The sequence below is a fragment of the Streptomyces sp. NPDC008001 genome (assembly GCF_042958085.1).
Lineage (GTDB): Bacteria > Actinomycetota > Actinomycetes > Streptomycetales > Streptomycetaceae > Streptomyces.
In genome coordinates, this window is record NZ_JBIBIZ010000005.1 from 409,604 (window position 1) to 425,362 (window position 15,759).

Sequence of the window (15,759 nt, forward strand, 5' to 3'; positions counted from 1 at the left end):
ATCTCCCCCTCCAGCATCCACCCGGGCACCGGTCGCCCGGAAGGCGCGGCTCAGACCAGGCGCCGGATCTCGCCCCGCACGCGGTAGAAGCCGCCGGCCGCGGGGGAGAGGGCGTCGATGACGTAGCGGGCGCCGGCCTCGCGTATGTGGCGGGGGAACTGGACGTTCCAGCCCGGGTCGTAGCCCTCGGAGACGACGTGGACGCGCAGCCGGCCCGCCTCCTGGACGCACTCGACCACGACGCCCGCCGCGGGGGCCCCGCTCACCGTGGCGAGGGTGCGGGCCGGGGTGTACGTGGGCACGGCCGCCGCCGACTTGACGTCCACGGGCACCGGGACGTCGCCCGCCTGGGCCGCGGCGACGGCGCTCTCGCTCGCGTCGACGCAGACCAGCGCGCCGTCGGTGGTGACCATGTACAGCTTCTCGTTCAGATACTGCATGGACAGCGCCGATCCGCCGCCCGTGCCGAGCTTCCACAGCCGGGTGCCGTCCGCCGCGAAGCAGTACACCGACGAGGAGGAGTCGCCCGCGAAGACGTAGCGGCCGCCGGGGGAGGTGGCGCAGGAGTAGACCACGGTGTCGCACTGGTAGGTGGCTTCGACGGCACCGGTGGCCTTGCCCAGGCGCTGGACGACGCGGCGGTTGGTGCCCGCGTAGACGGCGTGGTCCTCCTGCCAGCCGAACAGCACCGAGCCGGAGGTGGGCGTGTGCCACAGCTCGCCGGTGCCGTCGGGGGCGTACGCGGTGACTCCGTGCGTGTGGCCGTGGTAGACGGCGCGCTCGTCGCGGCGGACCATCCAGGCGTGCTCGCCGCTGCTCCTGCGCGACCACTGGTGCTCGTCCTCGTGGTCGATGACGGTCAGCCTGCCGTTGCGGTCGGCGACGTCGAGGACGCCCTCGCGGATGTCGAGCCAGAAGATGTCGACGTCGGAGGAGATCTCGTAGGCGGCGAAGGGGAGCTTGGAGGACAGGTCGTAGACCGTGCCGTCGTCGCACCCGGCGTAGATCCAGAAGTCGTCCGCCACCAGGCACTTGACGCCGGCCGGCAGCTGGTAGCGGGCCAGGACCTCGCCGTCGTGGCCGAGGGTGTGGACGTGCCCGGCCTGGTTGCCCACCCAGCAGCGGTCCTCGTCCACGTGGATGCCGAACGCGGACGAGCCGGTGTCGAAGCGCCACAGCACCGGGGCGACGGCCCGCGCGGTCGACGGTGCGGAGGTGACCTGACGGCGCGTCACCGGCCGGGCGGCGCGCTGTCCGGCCACGGCCGGGGCGTAGCCCTTGCGGACCTTCTCGCCCACCTTCTTCGCCGCCGCGGCCCGGGCCCTCTCCACGGTGGGGAACGCGGAGGTCTGGGTCTGGCCCGCGGCGCCGATGCGGCCGTAGCGGACCGTGACGGACGTGCCGGCGACCGTGACTTCGTAGAACTTGTGCGCCCCGCCGCCGTCCTGCGACAGCTCCAGGTACGTCGTCTCTCCCGCCATGGCAATGCCCCTCTCCCCGTCGGCCGGCGCGGCCGATCTCCGTGCCGAGCACGCTAGGGGCTGCCACTGACAATCAGCGTTCGCGCACCGGTGCGAACGGCGCCGCCGGTCAGAAGAGCGGCTCGGGGAGCACTCCTTCGAGGGACAGGAGGGAGCGTTTGATCTCCAGCCCGCTGCCGAACCCGCCCAGGCCGCCGTTGCTCTCGATGACGCGGTGGCACGGCACGACGACCGGCAGGGGATTGCTGCCCATGGCCGTGCCCACGGCCCGGGCCGCGCCGCGCTCGCCGACGCGGTCGGCCAGGTCCTGGTAGCTGACCACGGTCCCGTACGGGACGCCGGCGGCCAGTTCGCGCAGCACGCGGCGGTTGAACCCCGAGATCAGCGACCAGTCCAGCGGGACCGAGAAGGTCTCCCGGCGGCCGGCGAAGTAGTCCGTGAGCTCGGCGGACGCCTGGTCCAGGACGGCGCGGGCGGCGCACGGCCCGCCGGCGGGCCCGGTCCCCATGCGGCGGGTGAGACCGTCCACGGCCTCGGCCGCCTCCGCGTCACCGGCGCGGAAGACCACGTTCAGCAGGCCCTTGGGCGTCGCCGCGAGGCCCAGCGGGCCGATGGACGTGCCGACCGTGGTCCACGCCCACTCCTGCGGCCGGGGCGGCGAGGCCGCAGCGGCGGCCGGTTCCAGGTCCGTCATGGGGCCAGCGTAGGCCGTCCGGGGCGCCGCCGGGCCCAGGACCGGACAAGTGATCCACGATCATGTGATCCCGTGGTCCGGCGGCGCCCCGGCGCGGCCTTGGGGCGGCCTCGTGGCGGCCTCGGGGCGGTCCGAGGGCGGCCCCCGGGCCGGGGGTCACAGCCCCAGGAAGCCGAGGATCGACAGCGCACCGTCGTCCTCCGTCTCCTCCTCGTCCGTCGCGTTCTCCAGGGCCTCCTCGATCTCCTGCGGGGCGTTGCTGATGATGCCGTCGACCCCCATGCGGGCCAGCTCCACGGCCCGGTCGCCGTTGTCCACGGTCCACGCGGAGACCTCCAGCCGCCGCCCGTGCGGGCCCCGTACGGCGTGCACCGACCGCACCCATGCCGCGGTGACGCCGCGGTGCGGGGGGTTGATCTGGTCGGCGAACGCGGCGTACGACCGCAGCTCCGAGGCCTTCGGGGCGCCCAGGAAGCCGGTCTTCACCTCGGGCCGCACCCGGTGGAAGGCCTTCAGGGACGGGGCGCTGAAGGACTGCACGACGAGGGCGTTCCGCACGTGCCGTGCGTCGAGCCACCCGGCGCGCTGCAGCTCTCCCGCCAGCTGCCGCTCGATGCCCGGGTACAGCTCGGGCGCCTTGACCTCCAGCAGCAGCTTCTGGCGGTTGCGGTCGACGCGCTGCAGGTAGCTCCGGAGCGTGGGCACCCGCTCACCGGCGAACCGGCGGTCGTACCAGCTGCCCGCGTCGAGCTTCCGGATCTCCGCGAGCGTGAAGTCCGCGATCCTCCAGGGGGCGCGGCCCGGATAGCGCCGCCCGGCGTCGGTGGTCCGCTCCAGGGTGGTGTCGTGCATGACGATCAGGGCGCCGTCCTTGGTGCGCTGCACGTCGTTCTCCACCCAGGTGATCCCCAGGCCGGCCGCCTCGTCGACCGAGGCCAGCGTGTTCTCCGGGGCCCGGCGCGGCGCCCCGCGGTGGCCGATCACGAGCGGCGTGCGCACCTGCGAGGCGGTTCTCGCGGCAGGTGCGGCCGCCCGGGCCTGGGGGACGGCGAGGAGGAGCACGGACAGGCCGAGCAGTGCGCTGGTGACGGCGGAGACGGGGCGGATGCGCATACGGGCTCCTCGCGGCGTCTGGACACGGTCGGGCGCGGACGCCCGGCGCCCCCGGTCCTCGGTGTACGGGATGGGCGTACCTCACACAAGTACGCGACGGGGGCGCGGGAGGCGCACGCGGGCGGAGAACCTTCCACGGGCCGCCGCCCGCCGTTCACCCCGTGAACAGGGGCCCGGCGCCGGGTGGACGGCCGTTGTCAGTGGCGGGTCGTACCGTGGTTCCATGCGGCCCGTATCGAAGATCGAACGCAAGGTGGCGCCTTTCGAGGTCGTCAGCCCCTTCCAGCCCAGCGGTGACCAGCCCACGGCCATCGCCGAGCTGGAGCGACGTATCCGCACAGGTGAGAAGGATGTCGTCCTCCTCGGTGCGACCGGCACCGGCAAGTCCGCGACCACCGCGTGGATGATCGAGAGGCTCCAGCGGCCGACGCTCGTCATGGCGCCGAACAAGACCCTGGCGGCCCAGCTCGCCAATGAGTTCCGCGAGCTGCTGCCCAACAATGCCGTCGAATACTTCGTCTCGTACTACGACTACTACCAGCCCGAGGCCTACGTTCCGCAGTCGGACACGTACATCGAGAAGGATTCCTCGATCAACGAGGAGGTGGAGCGGCTGCGCCACTCCGCCACCAACTCGCTGCTCACCCGGCGTGACGTCGTCGTGGTGGCGTCGGTGTCCTGCATCTACGGCCTGGGTACCCCCCAGGAGTACGTCGACCGCATGGTGCCGCTGAAGATCGGCCAGGAGATCGACCGGGACGACCTGCTGCGCCGCTTCGTCGAGATCCAGTACACCCGCAACGACCTCGCGTTCACCCGCGGCACCTTCCGCGTCCGCGGCGACACCATCGAGATCTTCCCGGTCTACGAGGAGCTCGCCGTCCGCATCGAGATGTTCGGCGACGAGATCGAGGCGCTCTCCACGCTCCACCCGCTCACCGGCGAGGTCCTCTCCGACGACCAGGAGCTGTACGTCTTCCCCGCCAGCCACTACATCGCCGGTGCCGAGCGCATGGAGAAGGCCATCGCCGGCATCGAGGCCGAGCTGGAGGAGACCCTCGCCCGGATGGAGAAGCAGGGCAAGCTCCTGGAGGCGCAGCGGCTGCGCATGCGCACCACGTACGACATCGAGATGATGCGTCAGATCGGCTCCTGCTCCGGCATCGAGAACTACTCGCTGCACATGGACGACCGCGAGCCGGGCTCCCCGCCCAACACCCTCCTCGACTACTTCCCGGAGGACTTCCTCCTCGTCATCGACGAGTCGCACGTCACCGTCCCGCAGATCGGTGCCATGTACGAGGGCGACGCCTCCCGCAAGCGCACGCTGGTCGAGCACGGCTTCCGGCTCCCCTCGGCCATGGACAACCGCCCGCTGAAGTGGGAGGAGTTCACCGAGCGCATCGGCCAGACGGTCTACCTGTCGGCGACGCCCGGCAACTACGAGCTCTCGCGCTCGGACGGCTTCGTGGAGCAGATCATCCGCCCCACCGGCCTGGTCGACCCCGAGGTCGTCGTCAAGCCGACCGAGGGCCAGATCGACGACCTGGTGCACGAGATCCGCAAGCGCACCGAGAAGGACGAGCGCGTCCTGGTCACCACCCTCACCAAGAAGATGGCCGAGGACCTCACGGACTACTTCCTGGAGCTCGGCATCCAGGTCCGCTACCTGCACAGTGACGTCGACACGCTGCGCCGGGTGGAGCTGCTGCGCGAGCTGCGGGCCGGCGAGTACGACGTCCTGGTCGGCATCAACCTGCTGCGCGAGGGCCTCGACCTGCCCGAGGTGTCGCTCGTCGCGATCCTGGACGCCGACAAGGAGGGCTTCCTGCGCTCGGGGACGTCCCTGATCCAGACCATCGGCCGCGCGGCGCGCAACGTCTCCGGCCAGGTCCACATGTACGCCGACAAGGTCACCCCGGCGATGGCCAAGGCCATCGACGAGACCAACCGCCGCCGGGCGAAGCAGATCGCCTACAACAAGGAGCGGGGCATCGACCCCCAGCCCCTGCGCAAGAAGATCGGCGACATCGTCGCGACCCTCGCGCGCGAGGAGATCGACACCCAGGAGCTGCTGGGCTCGGGCTACCGCGACAAGGGCGCCAAGGGCAAGGCTCCGGCACCCACCGTCCCCGCGGGGAAGGCGGCGGGCAAGGGGGCGAAGGCCGCCAAGGGCGCCAAGGCGAAGGGCGCCGTCGCGGTGACGGACAAGCCGGCCGCCGAACTGGCGCAGCAGATCGAGGACATGACCGACCGTATGCGGGCCGCGGCCGCCGAGCTGCAGTTCGAGGTCGCCGCCCGGCTGCGCGACGAGGTGAGCGAGCTCAAGAAGGAGCTGCGGCAGATGAAGGAGGCCGGGCTCGCCTGACGCCGCGGCAGCCGCCCGGCCCCGCGGGCGCGGTGCGCGCGGGGACACGGGCCGGGATGTTGCAAGACCGCCACAAATCCCGTCCTGATTCGTGCGCGGTCGGGGTCCGTGCGTAGGGTCTGGGCGGAGGCCGTGCGGACGCCCGGCCCACGGGGATAGAACGAGAAGGGACTGCGCGTGACGGTCAACTTGTCCAAGGGTCAGGGCATCAGCCTGCAGAAGGCAGACGGGGGCACCCTGACCGCCGTGCGGATGGGGCTGGGCTGGCAGGCCGCCCCCCGCCGCGGACTGTTCGGGTCGCGCACGAGGGAGATCGACCTCGACGCCTCGGCGGTGCTGTTCGCCGGCGGCCAGCCGGTCGACGTGGTCTTCTTCCGCCACCTGGTCAGTGACGACGGCTCGGTCCGCCACACCGGTGACAACCTGGTCGGCGGTGCCGGCACGGGCGGCGACGACGAGGCCATCCTCGTCGACCTGCAGCGTGTCCCCGTGCACATCGACCAGATCGTCTTCACGGTGAACTCCTTCACCGGCCAGACGTTCTCCGAGGTGCAGAACGCCTTCTGCCGCCTCGTCGACGAGACCAACGGCCAGGAGCTCGCCCGCTACACCCTCGACGGCGGCGGCGCGTACACCGCCCAGATCATGGCGAAGGTGCACCGCTCCGGCAGCGGCTGGGCGATGACGGCCATCGGCACCCCCGCCAACGGCAAGACCTTCCAGGACCTGATGCCGGCGATCCTGCCGAGCCTGTAGGCACCAGCGTCCTGAGCACATCCCGGGCCCGGCGGAGAGCGCTTCCGCCGGGCCCGCGGGCACGGCAAGCGCAGCACGAGCACGAACAACGAGGGGGCGCAGCAATGACGGCCGAGCTGGTGCGGGGGCAGAACCACCCGCTGACCGGGACCCGTCTGGAGATCCGGGTCGCGGCGGGAGGCCCCGTCGTCGCGGGAGCCACGCTCGCCGACGCGGACGGCAAGGTGTCCGGCGCCGACCGGATCGCGCACCCCGCCTCCCACCGCCTCCCCGGCCTGGAGGTGTCCCGGCAGGCCGCGGCCGACCACCGGCTCGCCGTCGACCTGGGGGCCCTCCCCGAGGACGTGCACCGGGTGCACGTGCTGCTCGCGCTGCCCGCCGGCGTGGGCGGCCCCACCTCCTTCGGGGTGCTGGCCGCCCCGTTCGTCGCCGTGACCGGCCTCGACGGGACCGAGATCGCCACGTTCACGATCACGGGCCTGGACGCGGAGTCCGCGGTCGTCGCCCTGGAGCTGTACCGCAGGCAGGGCGCCTGGAAGGTGCGCGCCGTCGGCCAGGGCTACGCGGGCGGGCTCGCCGCGATGCTGCAGGACCAGGGCCTCGAGGAGGCCTTCGAGACGGCCGCGGCCATCAACGAGGCCGTCACCCGGGCCATGGACCGCGCGGTCTCCCCGCCGCCCCCGCGCCCGGCCGGCGCCGCCGCGGGGGACCGCCGCGCGGCACAGCCCGACGGCGGCCCGGACGACGCCGCCACGGCCCCCGCGAGCGGCCCGGACCCCGCTGCGCAGGGCCCGGCGGACCAGGGCGGTTCCGTCGACTACCGCCACCCCCGGCGCGCCACCGCCACGCCTCCCGAGCCCGCCCCGGCCGCCCCGCCCGCCGAGCCCGGGCAGCCGCCCCGCCCCGTGGCCGGCGACGCCAACGGCTGGACCATGGACGAGCGCCTCTACAACCAGGTGTGGGGCATGTTCGAGGACCTGGCCCGCTCGGCCGCCGCCTACCGCAGCGCCGTCGACTTCGCGGAGTCGCGCCTGGAGCAGGAGCTGGACAAGGTCCTCGCCGACCCGGCCACCCGGGTGGGCCCCGCGGCCGACACCGCCCGCGCCGAGGCCCGCGCCCGGCAGGCGAGCCTCGTGGAGCAGGCCCGCGCCGTCCTCGACCGGGACCTCGCCCAGCTCACCGCCGAGGCCGAGGTCGTCGAGCACGCCCTGCCGCCGGCCTTCGCCCGCTGGGACAGCCCGGTCTGGCAGGGCTACCAGGTCCCGCTGGAGACCCCCATGGCCCTGCGCCTGGGCGATCTGCACCTGCCGGAGCGCACGGACCTGCGGATCCCGATGCTGGTGCGGCTGCCCCTGGAGCGCGGCCTGTGGATCGACAGCGGCCGGACCTCCGGGCTGCAGCCGGCGGTCGCGGACTCCACCGAGCTGCGCCGCCTCGCGATGGAGACGGCGGTCGCCCACGCCGCGCGGCTGCTGGCCGTTCACCCGGTCGGTGACTACACGGTGCACGTCATCGACCCGGCGGGCGCGGCCGGCGGGGCGCTCGCGCCGCTGCTGCACAGCGGTGCGCTCAAGGAGCAGCCCGCGGCCGGGGCGCAGGGCGTCTCCGCGCTGCTGGAGCGGCTGACGCGCCGCGTCGACCTGGTGCAGATGGCCGTGCGCTCCGGCGCCGCGGACTCCCTGCCGCCGGACCTGGACACCGCCGAGCAGCTGCTGATCGTCAACGACTTCCCGCACGGCTTCGACGACCGCTCGGTCAACCAGCTGCGCTACATCGCGGACGAAGGGCCGTCCGTCGGCGTGCATCTGATGATGGTCGCCGACCGGGAGGACGCCCGGGGCTACGGGCCGGTGCTCGACCCGCTCTGGCGCGCCCTGCTGAGGATCACGCCGGTCCCCGACGACCACCTCGCCGACCCGTGGGTCGGGCACGCCTGGACGTACGAGCCGTCGCTGGTGCCGGCCGGCAGCGACGTGCTGACGCAGGTGCTCCGGAGCGTGGGGCAGGCGCGGCAGGCGTACGGCATCTAGCAGCCGGAGCCGGCGTCGGCCGAGTAGGTAAAGCACCACTGAGCTGGGGTTTTGGTTCTTTCTTTACTGTTCCTTGGGTCTTCCTGTACCGTTCTGAGGACTGGCGCCGACTGCCGACGTGCCTATCCGACGTACCGGAGGAACAGTGGACGTCTCCCTGACCCTGTGGCTGCTGACCATCCTCGGCCTGTGCGCCCTCGTCGCCGCCGACTTCTTCATCGGCGGCCGCAAGCCGCACGAGGTCTCCCTCAAGGAGGCCGGAATCTGGACGGTGGTCTGGGTCGCCCTGGCCGGCCTCTTCGGCCTCGGCCTGCTGGTCTTCGGCGGCGGCCGGCCGGCCGGCGAGTTCTTCGCCGGCTTCATCACCGAGAAGTCGCTGAGCGTCGACAACCTCTTCGTCTTCGTCCTGATCATGGCGAAGTTCGCCGTCCCGGCGGTGTACCAGCAGCGCGTCCTGATGGTCGGCGTGCTCATCGCCCTCGTCCTGCGGGCCGTGTTCATCGGCGCGGGCGCCGCGATCATCGCCAACTTCTCCTGGGTCTTCTACCTCTTCGGCGCCTTCCTGATCTGGACGGCCTGGAAGCTCATCCAGGAGGCCCGCGCCGGCGAGGAGGACGAGGAGTTCGAGGAGAACCGCTTCCTCAAGACGGTCGAGAAGCGGTTCCCCTCCACCGACCGCTACCACGGCACCAAGCTGTTCGTCGTGGAGAACGGCAAGCGCCTGATGACGCCGATGCTGGTCGTCATGCTGGCGATCGGCACCACCGACGTCCTCTTCGCCCTGGACTCGATCCCCGCGATCTTCGGCCTGACGCAGGACCCGTACATCGTCTTCACGGCCAACGCCTTCGCCCTCATGGGCCTGCGCCAGCTGTACTTCCTCATCGGCGGCCTGCTGAAGAAGCTCGTCCACCTCTCCTACGGCCTGTCGGTCATCCTGGGCTTCATCGGCGTCAAGCTCGTCCTGCACGCCCTCCACGAGAACGGCGTGGGCGTCCCCGAGATCAGCATCCCGGTCTCCCTGGGCGTCATCTGCGCGGTCCTGGTCGTCACCACCCTCACCAGCCTCCGCGCCTCCCGCAAGCAGGCGGAGGCGGCGGCCCTGGAGGGCGAACGCGACCGGCAGGGCGAGGACGCCGAGCACGCCGGGGACACGGTCCGCGTCTGACGGCGGCTCAGCCCGCGCCGCCCGCAGTCACCGGAGGCCGTTCCCGCTCAGGCGGGGGCGGCCTCCGCCGCGGTTCCGGGCGCCGTGGCTGGCCGCGTCTCGGGCAGCCGGGCGAAACACCCCAGGCTGAAGAGGGCGAGGGCCACGAGGTAGCCGGCGACGGCCCAGGGCGGCCCGGCCCCCCGGGACAGCGCCGTCGCCACGACCGGAGTGATGCCGCCTCCCACCACCCCGGCCAGGTTGTAGCCGACCGCGGCCCCCGTGCAGCGCACCCGGGTCTCGAACAGCTCCGGGAGGTAGGCGGCGACGACCCCGGCCACCGCCGCGAAGGGCGCCGCCGTCCCCGCGAAGCCCAGCAGCATCCACACCGGCCGCCCGGTGTGCAGCAGGGCCACCAGCGGGACCATCCACAGGGCGAGCCCGGCGCTGCCCGCCAGGCACAGGGAGCGCCGCCCGTAGCGGTCGCCCAGGACGGCGAAGAGCGGAGTGCACGCGCCGGACACGATCACCACCGCCATGATGCAGCCGAGCATGACCGTACGGTCGACTCCCAGCCGCTCGGTGGCGTAGGCCAGGGACCACGTGCTGATCGTGTAGTGGACGGCGAAGACGAGGGAGAGCCCGCCTCCGGTGAGCAGGAGGGGCCGCCAGTGGCCGCGGACGAGCTCGGCGACGGGCAGGGAGGCGCGGGCCCCGGTGGCCTCCAGAGCGCGGAACTGCGGCGTCTCGGAGAGCCGGGAGCGCAGCAGCAGGCCCGCCGCCGCCATGAGGCCCCCGCCCCAGAACGGCACCCGCCAGCCCCAGGCCAGGTAGTCCGCTTCGTCGAGCGTGGCCGACAGGGCGAGGGCGAGGCCGTTGGCCAGCAGGAACCCCACCGGTGCGCCGGTCTGCGGGAAGCTGGTCCACAGCGCGCGGCGGTGCGCCGGGGCGTGCTCCCCGGTCAGCAGCACCGCCCCGCCCCACTCCCCGCCGAGCCCCAGCCCCTGCGCGAACCGCAGGACGAGCAGGAGCAGCGGTGCGGCGATGCCGATGGTGTCGTACGTGGGGACGAGCCCCACGGCGACCGTGGCCAGGCCCGTCAGCAGCAGGGAGGCCATGAGGACGGGCCGCCGGCCGTGCCGGTCGCCGATGTGGCCGAAGAGCACGGAGCCGAGCGGGCGGGCGAGGAAGCCGACCCCGAAGGTGCCGAAGGCGGCGAGGATGCCGAGCTGCGGGGAGGCGGTGGGGAAGAACAGCGGCCCGAAGACGAGCGCGGCGGCGGTGCCGTAGGCGTAGAAGTCGTAGAACTCGATGGCGGTCCCGGCCATGGCCGCGAGCGCCAGGCGCGTCATGGACGGCGTGGGGTGCGGCGGCGGCGTGCGATGCGGGTGCATGTACTGCCCAACATCCAGCCGGCAGGGCAGGCAATGGGCGCGTGGTGGCGCGACGGGGGGCGCGCAGGGCGGTCACCGGGCCCGACCAGGGGCGATGGGGGACTTTCGCCCAATTTTGCGTAGGTATGGCCATCCGGCCCGGGGAGGAGTACCTTAAGAAATGAGGCCGCCGCATCCGGAGGAATTTGGATGGACGGCCTCACTGCATGCCCGGGGACCGGGGAGGGTCACCAGCCGCGCTCGCGCCATTCGGAGAGGTGCGGCCGCTCCGCGCCCAGCGTGGTGTCCGCGCCGTGGCCCGGGTAGACCCAGGTCTCGTCCGGGAGCTGCCCGAAGAGCTTCGTCTCCACGTCGTGCAGGAGGCTGCGGAACGCCTCGGGGTCGTGGTGCGTGTTGCCCACGCCGCCCGGGAACAGGCAGTCGCCGGTGAACACGTGCGGATGGCCGTGCGGGTCGTCGTAGACGAGCGCGATGCTGCCCGGGGTGTGGCCCACGAGATGGCGCGCGGTGAGCTCCACGCGGCCGACGCGGATGACGTCCCCGTCGTTCACGGAGACGTCCGTCGGCACGGGGATGCCCTCGACGTCGTCGCGGCCCGCGTACGTGGTGGCGCCCGTGGCGTCCACCACCTCCTGCAGGGCCCCCCAGTGGTCGCCGTGCCGGTGCGTGGTGACCACGGACGCGATCCCGCTGTCACCGATCAGGGCGAGCAGGGTGTGCGGCTCGGCGGCGGCGTCGATCAGCAACTGCTCGTCCGTCGCGCGGCAGCGCAGCAGATAGGCGTTGTTGTCCATCGGGCCGACCGCGACTTTCGAGATCATCAGGTCGGTCAGCTCGTGCACGTCCGCCGGGCCGCCGACCTTCACCGCTCCGCTGTACGTCATGACGCCAGCCTATGCCTTCGGCCCCGTCACAGCGGGGGCAGGGCGGGCAGCGGGGCCCCTCCCGTGTCCAGCGTCGCGCCCTTGTCGCCGCGGCCCGCGAGCCAGCCCAGGAGGGCCGCGGGGGAGCCGGTGACGGTGACCGGAGCGCCCTCCGTGCCGCCGGTGCGCCAGCTCCTGCCGTCGTCGGCGACGAGGGTGACGGCGGGGATCCCGGGACGGTCCGACCAGCGGTCGGCAAGGAAGTCGATCTCCCGGCCGGTGAACTCCTCCGGCAGGTCCTCCAGCTCGTAACCGGCGTCCAGGTCGACCAGGTGCAGCTCCAGCTCGATCCAGCGCCGGAAGGGGACCCGGGCGGCCCGGTCGGTCACGCCGTTGCGCATGACGACGGTGCGGGTCCAGTCGGCGGGGACGGCCGCCCGGGCGCGCAGGCGCGCGGCGCTGTCGCGCAGGTCGGCGAGGTGGACGGCGAGCGGACGGCCGGCGTCCCGGGCGATGTCCCCGTCGCGGGAGTCCGCGCTCTCGTACATCGGGCGGCCCGCCAGGACGTTGACGAGCGCGTCGGCGTTGCGCGCCACGTGGGCCAGGACGTGGCCGCGGGTCCAGCCCGGAAGCCGGGACGGCCCGGCGACCGCGGCGTCGCCGAGCTTGCCGGCCGCGCTCAGGAAGCGGTCGGTCGCTTCGTCTACGGATGCCAGGTCGCGCACGTGGTCGATCATGCGGCCGACGATAGCGCCGCCACTCGTCCGGGTGAAGCTGTGCGACGACAGCCGTAAATCGAATGTGCGTGCTATAGGCTCGGTGGGGCATCGCATCCGACAACAACGCGGCGGCCCCCATACCCTGGATCGGGGGCGCGCGTCTCATCGCTCTCAAGAACCACCCCCAAGAACCGCTCTCAAGGACCTCCCCCGGGACCGTCCGGGAGGGCGGGCCCATCGTTCTCAAGAAAGGTGCCGACCGGCGTGGCTGACCGTCTCATCGTCCGTGGCGCTCGCGAGCACAACCTCAAGAACGTCTCGCTCGACCTCCCCCGCGACTCCCTGATCGTGTTCACGGGGCTCTCCGGCTCGGGCAAGTCGTCCCTCGCGTTCGACACGATCTTCGCCGAGGGGCAGCGCCGCTACGTCGAGTCGCTCTCCTCCTACGCACGGCAGTTCCTCGGGCAGATGGACAAGCCCGACGTGGACTTCATCGAGGGCCTGTCCCCGGCCGTGTCCATCGACCAGAAGTCGACCTCGCGCAACCCGCGCTCGACGGTCGGCACGATCACCGAGGTCTACGACTACCTCCGGCTGCTCTTCGCCCGCATCGGCAAGCCGCACTGCCCCGAGTGCGCCCGCCCGATCTCCCGCCAGTCGCCGCAGGCGATCGTGGACAAGGTGCTGGAGCTCCCCGAGGGCAGCCGCTTCCAGGTGCTCTCGCCGCTGGTGCGCGAGCGCAAGGGCGAGTTCGCCGACCTCTTCTCCGACCTGCAGACCAAGGGCTACAGCCGGGCCCGGGTCGACGGGGAGACGATCCAGCTCTCCGACCCGCCCAAGCTCAAGAAGCAGGAGAAGCACACCATCGAGGTGGTCGTCGACCGCCTCACCGTCAAGGACGGCGCCAAGCGCCGCCTGACCGACTCGGTCGAGACGGCCCTGGGCCTCTCCGGCGGCATGGTCATCCTCGACTTCGTCGACCTCCCCGAGGACGACCCCGAGCGTGAGCGGATGTACTCCGAGCACCTCTACTGCCCCTACGACGACCTGTCGTTCGAGGAGCTGGAGCCCCGCTCCTTCTCCTTCAACTCGCCCTTCGGCGCCTGCCCGGAGTGCACCGGCATCGGCACCCGCATGGAGGTCGACCCCGAGCTGATCGTCCCGGACCCGGAGAAGTCGCTGGACGAGGGCGCGATCAGCCCCTGGTCGCACGGCCACACCAAGGACTACTTCAGCCGCCTGGTCGACGCCCTCGCCGACGCCCTCGGCTTCCGCACGGACATCCCCTGGGCCGGGCTGCCCGCGCGCGCCAAAAAGGCCCTCCTCAACGGCCACAAGACCCAGATCGAGGTGCGCTACCGCAACCGCTACGGGCGCGAGCGCGCGTACACCACGGCCTTCGAGGGCGCGGTGCCGTTCGTCAAGCGCCGCCACTCCGAGGCCGAGAGCGACGCCAGCCGCGAGCGCTTCGAGGGCTACATGCGCGAGGTGAACTGCCCCACCTGCGAGGGCACGCGCCTGAAGCCGATCGTGCTCGCCGTCACCGTCCAGGGCCGGTCCATCGCCGAGGTCTCGGCGATGTCGATCAGCGAATGCGCCGACTTCCTCCGGGAAATGAAGCTCACCGGCCGCGAGAAGAAGATCGCCGAGCGGGTCCTCAAGGAGGTCAACGAGCGGCTGAAGTTCCTCGTCGACGTCGGCCTGGACTACCTCTCGCTGAACCGCGCCGCGGGCACCCTCTCCGGCGGCGAGGCCCAGCGCATCCGCCTCGCCACCCAGATCGGCTCCGGCCTCGTCGGCGTGCTCTACGTGCTGGACGAGCCCTCCATCGGTCTCCACCAGCGCGACAACCACCGCCTGATCGAGACCCTCGTCCGCCTGCGCGACATGGGCAACACCCTCATCGTCGTCGAGCACGACGAGGACACCATCAAGGTCGCCGACTGGGTCGTGGACATCGGCCCGGGCGCCGGCGAGCACGGCGGCAAGGTCGTGCACAGCGGCCCCTTGAAGGAGCTCCTGCGCAACAAGGAGTCGATGACCGGGCACTACCTCTCCGGCAAGAAGGCCATCGCCATACCGGACGCCCGGCGGCCCGTCGACCCCGAGCGCCGGATCACCGTCCGCGGCGCCCGTGAGAACAACCTGCAGGACATCGACGTCTCGTTCCCGCTCGGCGTGCTCACGGCCGTCACCGGCGTCTCCGGCTCCGGCAAGTCCACGCTGGTCAACGACATCCTGTACACCCACCTCGCCCGCGAGCTGAACGGCGCCCGGGCCGTGCCCGGCCGCCACACGCGCGTGGACGGCGACGACCTGGTCGACAAGGTCGTCCACGTCGACCAGTCGCCCATCGGCCGGACGCCGCGCTCCAACCCGGCCACGTACACCGGTGTCTTCGACCACATCCGCAAGCTCTTCGCGGAGACGATGGAGGCCAAGGTCCGGGGCTACCTGCCCGGCCGCTTCTCCTTCAACGTCAAGGGCGGCCGCTGCGAGAACTGCTCCGGCGACGGCACCATCAAGATCGAGATGAACTTCCTGCCGGACGTGTACGTGCCGTGCGAGGTCTGCCACGGCGCGCGCTACAACCGGGAGACCCTGGAGGTGCACTACAAGGGCAAGTCCATCGCCGAGGTGCTGGACATGCCCATCGAGGAGGCCCTGTCCTTCTTCGAGGCCGTGCCCACCATCGCCCGCCACCTGCGCACGCTCAACGAGGTCGGGCTCGGCTACGTCCGGCTCGGCCAGTCCGCGCCGACGCTCTCCGGCGGTGAGGCCCAGCGCGTCAAGCTCGCCAGCGAGCTGCAGAAGCGCTCCACGGGCCGCACGGTCTACGTCCTGGACGAGCCCACCACCGGTCTGCACTTCGAGGACATCAACAAGCTCATCTCGGTGCTGTCCGGCCTGGTCGACAAGGGCAACAGCGTCATCGTCATCGAGCACAACCTCGACGTCATCAAGACCGCCGACTGGGTCGTGGACATGGGCCCGGAGGGCGGCAGCGGCGGCGGCCTCGTCATCGCCGAGGGCACGCCCGAGGACGTCGCGTCCGTGCCGTCCAGCCACACCGGCAAGTTCCTGCGGGAGCTGCTGGGGGACCGGGTGAGCGACGCCGTTCCGCTGCCGCGGAAGAAGCCGGCCGCCAGAAAGAAGGCCGCCGCCCGCCGGGGCTGAGCGCCTCGGCCTCAAGC

The 15,759-nt window shown here is 72.1% G+C and carries 11 protein-coding genes; 5 read left to right on the forward strand and 6 right to left on the reverse strand.

Annotated features, from left to right (window positions below; genetic code table 11):
* Positions 1 to 50: 50 nt before the first annotated feature.
* From ACFZCD_RS15945 to ACFZCD_RS15955, 3 genes are all read right to left on the reverse strand, one after another.
* A complete protein-coding gene (locus tag ACFZCD_RS15945) occupies positions 51 to 1,481 on the reverse strand; it encodes a WGR domain-containing protein (RefSeq protein ID WP_391831054.1) in 1,431 nt (476 codons plus the stop codon).
* Between the two features lie 109 nt (positions 1,482 to 1,590).
* Complete coding sequence (locus tag ACFZCD_RS15950) at positions 1,591 to 2,175, reverse strand: methylated-DNA--[protein]-cysteine S-methyltransferase (RefSeq protein ID WP_391831056.1); 585 nt, start codon at positions 2,173 to 2,175, stop codon at positions 1,591 to 1,593.
* A 156-nt stretch (positions 2,176 to 2,331) separates the two neighbouring features.
* Complete coding sequence (locus ACFZCD_RS15955) at positions 2,332 to 3,288, reverse strand: glycerophosphodiester phosphodiesterase (protein WP_391831058.1); 957 nt, start codon at positions 3,286 to 3,288, stop codon at positions 2,332 to 2,334.
* Positions 3,289 to 3,511: 223 nt separating this feature from the next.
* Between ACFZCD_RS15955 and uvrB the strand changes: the two genes are divergently transcribed.
* The 4 genes from uvrB (at position 3,512) to ACFZCD_RS15975 (ending at position 9,610) form a co-directional block, all read left to right on the forward strand.
* Positions 3,512 to 5,656 carry an excinuclease ABC subunit UvrB gene (uvrB, locus tag ACFZCD_RS15960; RefSeq protein ID WP_391831060.1) on the forward strand — a complete coding sequence of 715 codons (2,145 nt, stop codon included), beginning with the start codon at positions 3,512 to 3,514 and terminating at the stop codon, positions 5,654 to 5,656.
* 177 nt (positions 5,657 to 5,833) lie between these two features.
* Positions 5,834 to 6,412: a TerD family protein gene (locus ACFZCD_RS15965; protein ID WP_106681282.1), complete on the forward strand. Its 579-nt coding sequence runs from the start codon at positions 5,834 to 5,836 to the stop codon at positions 6,410 to 6,412.
* A 104-nt stretch (positions 6,413 to 6,516) separates the two neighbouring features.
* On the forward strand, positions 6,517 to 8,442 hold the full coding sequence (locus tag ACFZCD_RS15970) for a TerD family protein (RefSeq protein ID WP_391831062.1): 1,926 nt from the start codon (positions 6,517 to 6,519) through the stop codon (positions 8,440 to 8,442).
* A gap of 145 nt (positions 8,443 to 8,587) precedes the next feature.
* The gene (locus ACFZCD_RS15975) at positions 8,588 to 9,610 is read left to right on the forward strand and encodes a TerC family protein (RefSeq protein ID WP_391831064.1); all 1,023 of its coding nucleotides are present in this window, start codon (positions 8,588 to 8,590) and stop codon (positions 9,608 to 9,610) included.
* A gap of 47 nt (positions 9,611 to 9,657) precedes the next feature.
* Here ACFZCD_RS15975 and ACFZCD_RS15980 read toward each other — a convergent pair whose 3' ends face one another.
* The 3 genes from ACFZCD_RS15980 to ACFZCD_RS15990 form a co-directional block, all read right to left on the reverse strand.
* Positions 9,658 to 10,941: an MFS transporter gene (locus ACFZCD_RS15980; protein WP_391831328.1), complete on the reverse strand. Its 1,284-nt coding sequence runs from the start codon at positions 10,939 to 10,941 to the stop codon at positions 9,658 to 9,660.
* 269 nt (positions 10,942 to 11,210) lie between these two features.
* Positions 11,211 to 11,867 (reverse strand): MBL fold metallo-hydrolase, encoded by a 657-nt coding sequence (locus ACFZCD_RS15985; protein ID WP_391831066.1) that lies wholly within the window; start codon positions 11,865 to 11,867, stop codon positions 11,211 to 11,213.
* Between the two features lie 26 nt (positions 11,868 to 11,893).
* A complete protein-coding gene (locus ACFZCD_RS15990) occupies positions 11,894 to 12,583 on the reverse strand; it encodes a maleylpyruvate isomerase family mycothiol-dependent enzyme (RefSeq protein ID WP_391831068.1) in 690 nt (229 codons plus the stop codon).
* A gap of 246 nt (positions 12,584 to 12,829) precedes the next feature.
* Between ACFZCD_RS15990 and uvrA the strand changes: the two genes are divergently transcribed.
* Positions 12,830 to 15,742, forward strand: coding sequence for an excinuclease ABC subunit UvrA (gene uvrA, locus ACFZCD_RS15995; protein WP_391831070.1), 2,913 nt, complete (start codon positions 12,830 to 12,832; stop codon positions 15,740 to 15,742).
* The last annotated feature ends 17 nt before the right edge of the window (positions 15,743 to 15,759 follow it).

Bases quoted from the DNA above. Each gene is read 5' to 3' on its own strand.
- ACFZCD_RS15950 (WP_391831056.1), bottom strand. From the start codon at position 2,175: ATGACGGACCTGGAACCGGCCGCCGCTGCGGCCTCGCCGCCCCGGCCG.
- ACFZCD_RS15955 (WP_391831058.1), bottom strand. From the start codon at position 3,288: ATGCGCATCCGCCCCGTCTCCGCCGTCACCAGCGCACTGCTCGGCCTG.
- uvrB (WP_391831060.1), top strand. From the start codon at position 3,512: ATGCGGCCCGTATCGAAGATCGAACGCAAGGTGGCGCCTTTCGAGGTC.
- ACFZCD_RS15945 (WP_391831054.1), bottom strand. From the start codon at position 1,481: ATGGCGGGAGAGACGACGTACCTGGAGCTGTCGCAGGACGGCGGCGGG.
- ACFZCD_RS15980 (WP_391831328.1), bottom strand. From the start codon at position 10,941: ATGACGCGCCTGGCGCTCGCGGCCATGGCCGGGACCGCCATCGAGTTC.
- ACFZCD_RS15985 (WP_391831066.1), bottom strand. From the start codon at position 11,867: ATGACGTACAGCGGAGCGGTGAAGGTCGGCGGCCCGGCGGACGTGCAC.
- ACFZCD_RS15990 (WP_391831068.1), bottom strand. From the start codon at position 12,583: ATGATCGACCACGTGCGCGACCTGGCATCCGTAGACGAAGCGACCGAC.
- ACFZCD_RS15970 (WP_391831062.1), top strand. From the start codon at position 6,517: ATGACGGCCGAGCTGGTGCGGGGGCAGAACCACCCGCTGACCGGGACC.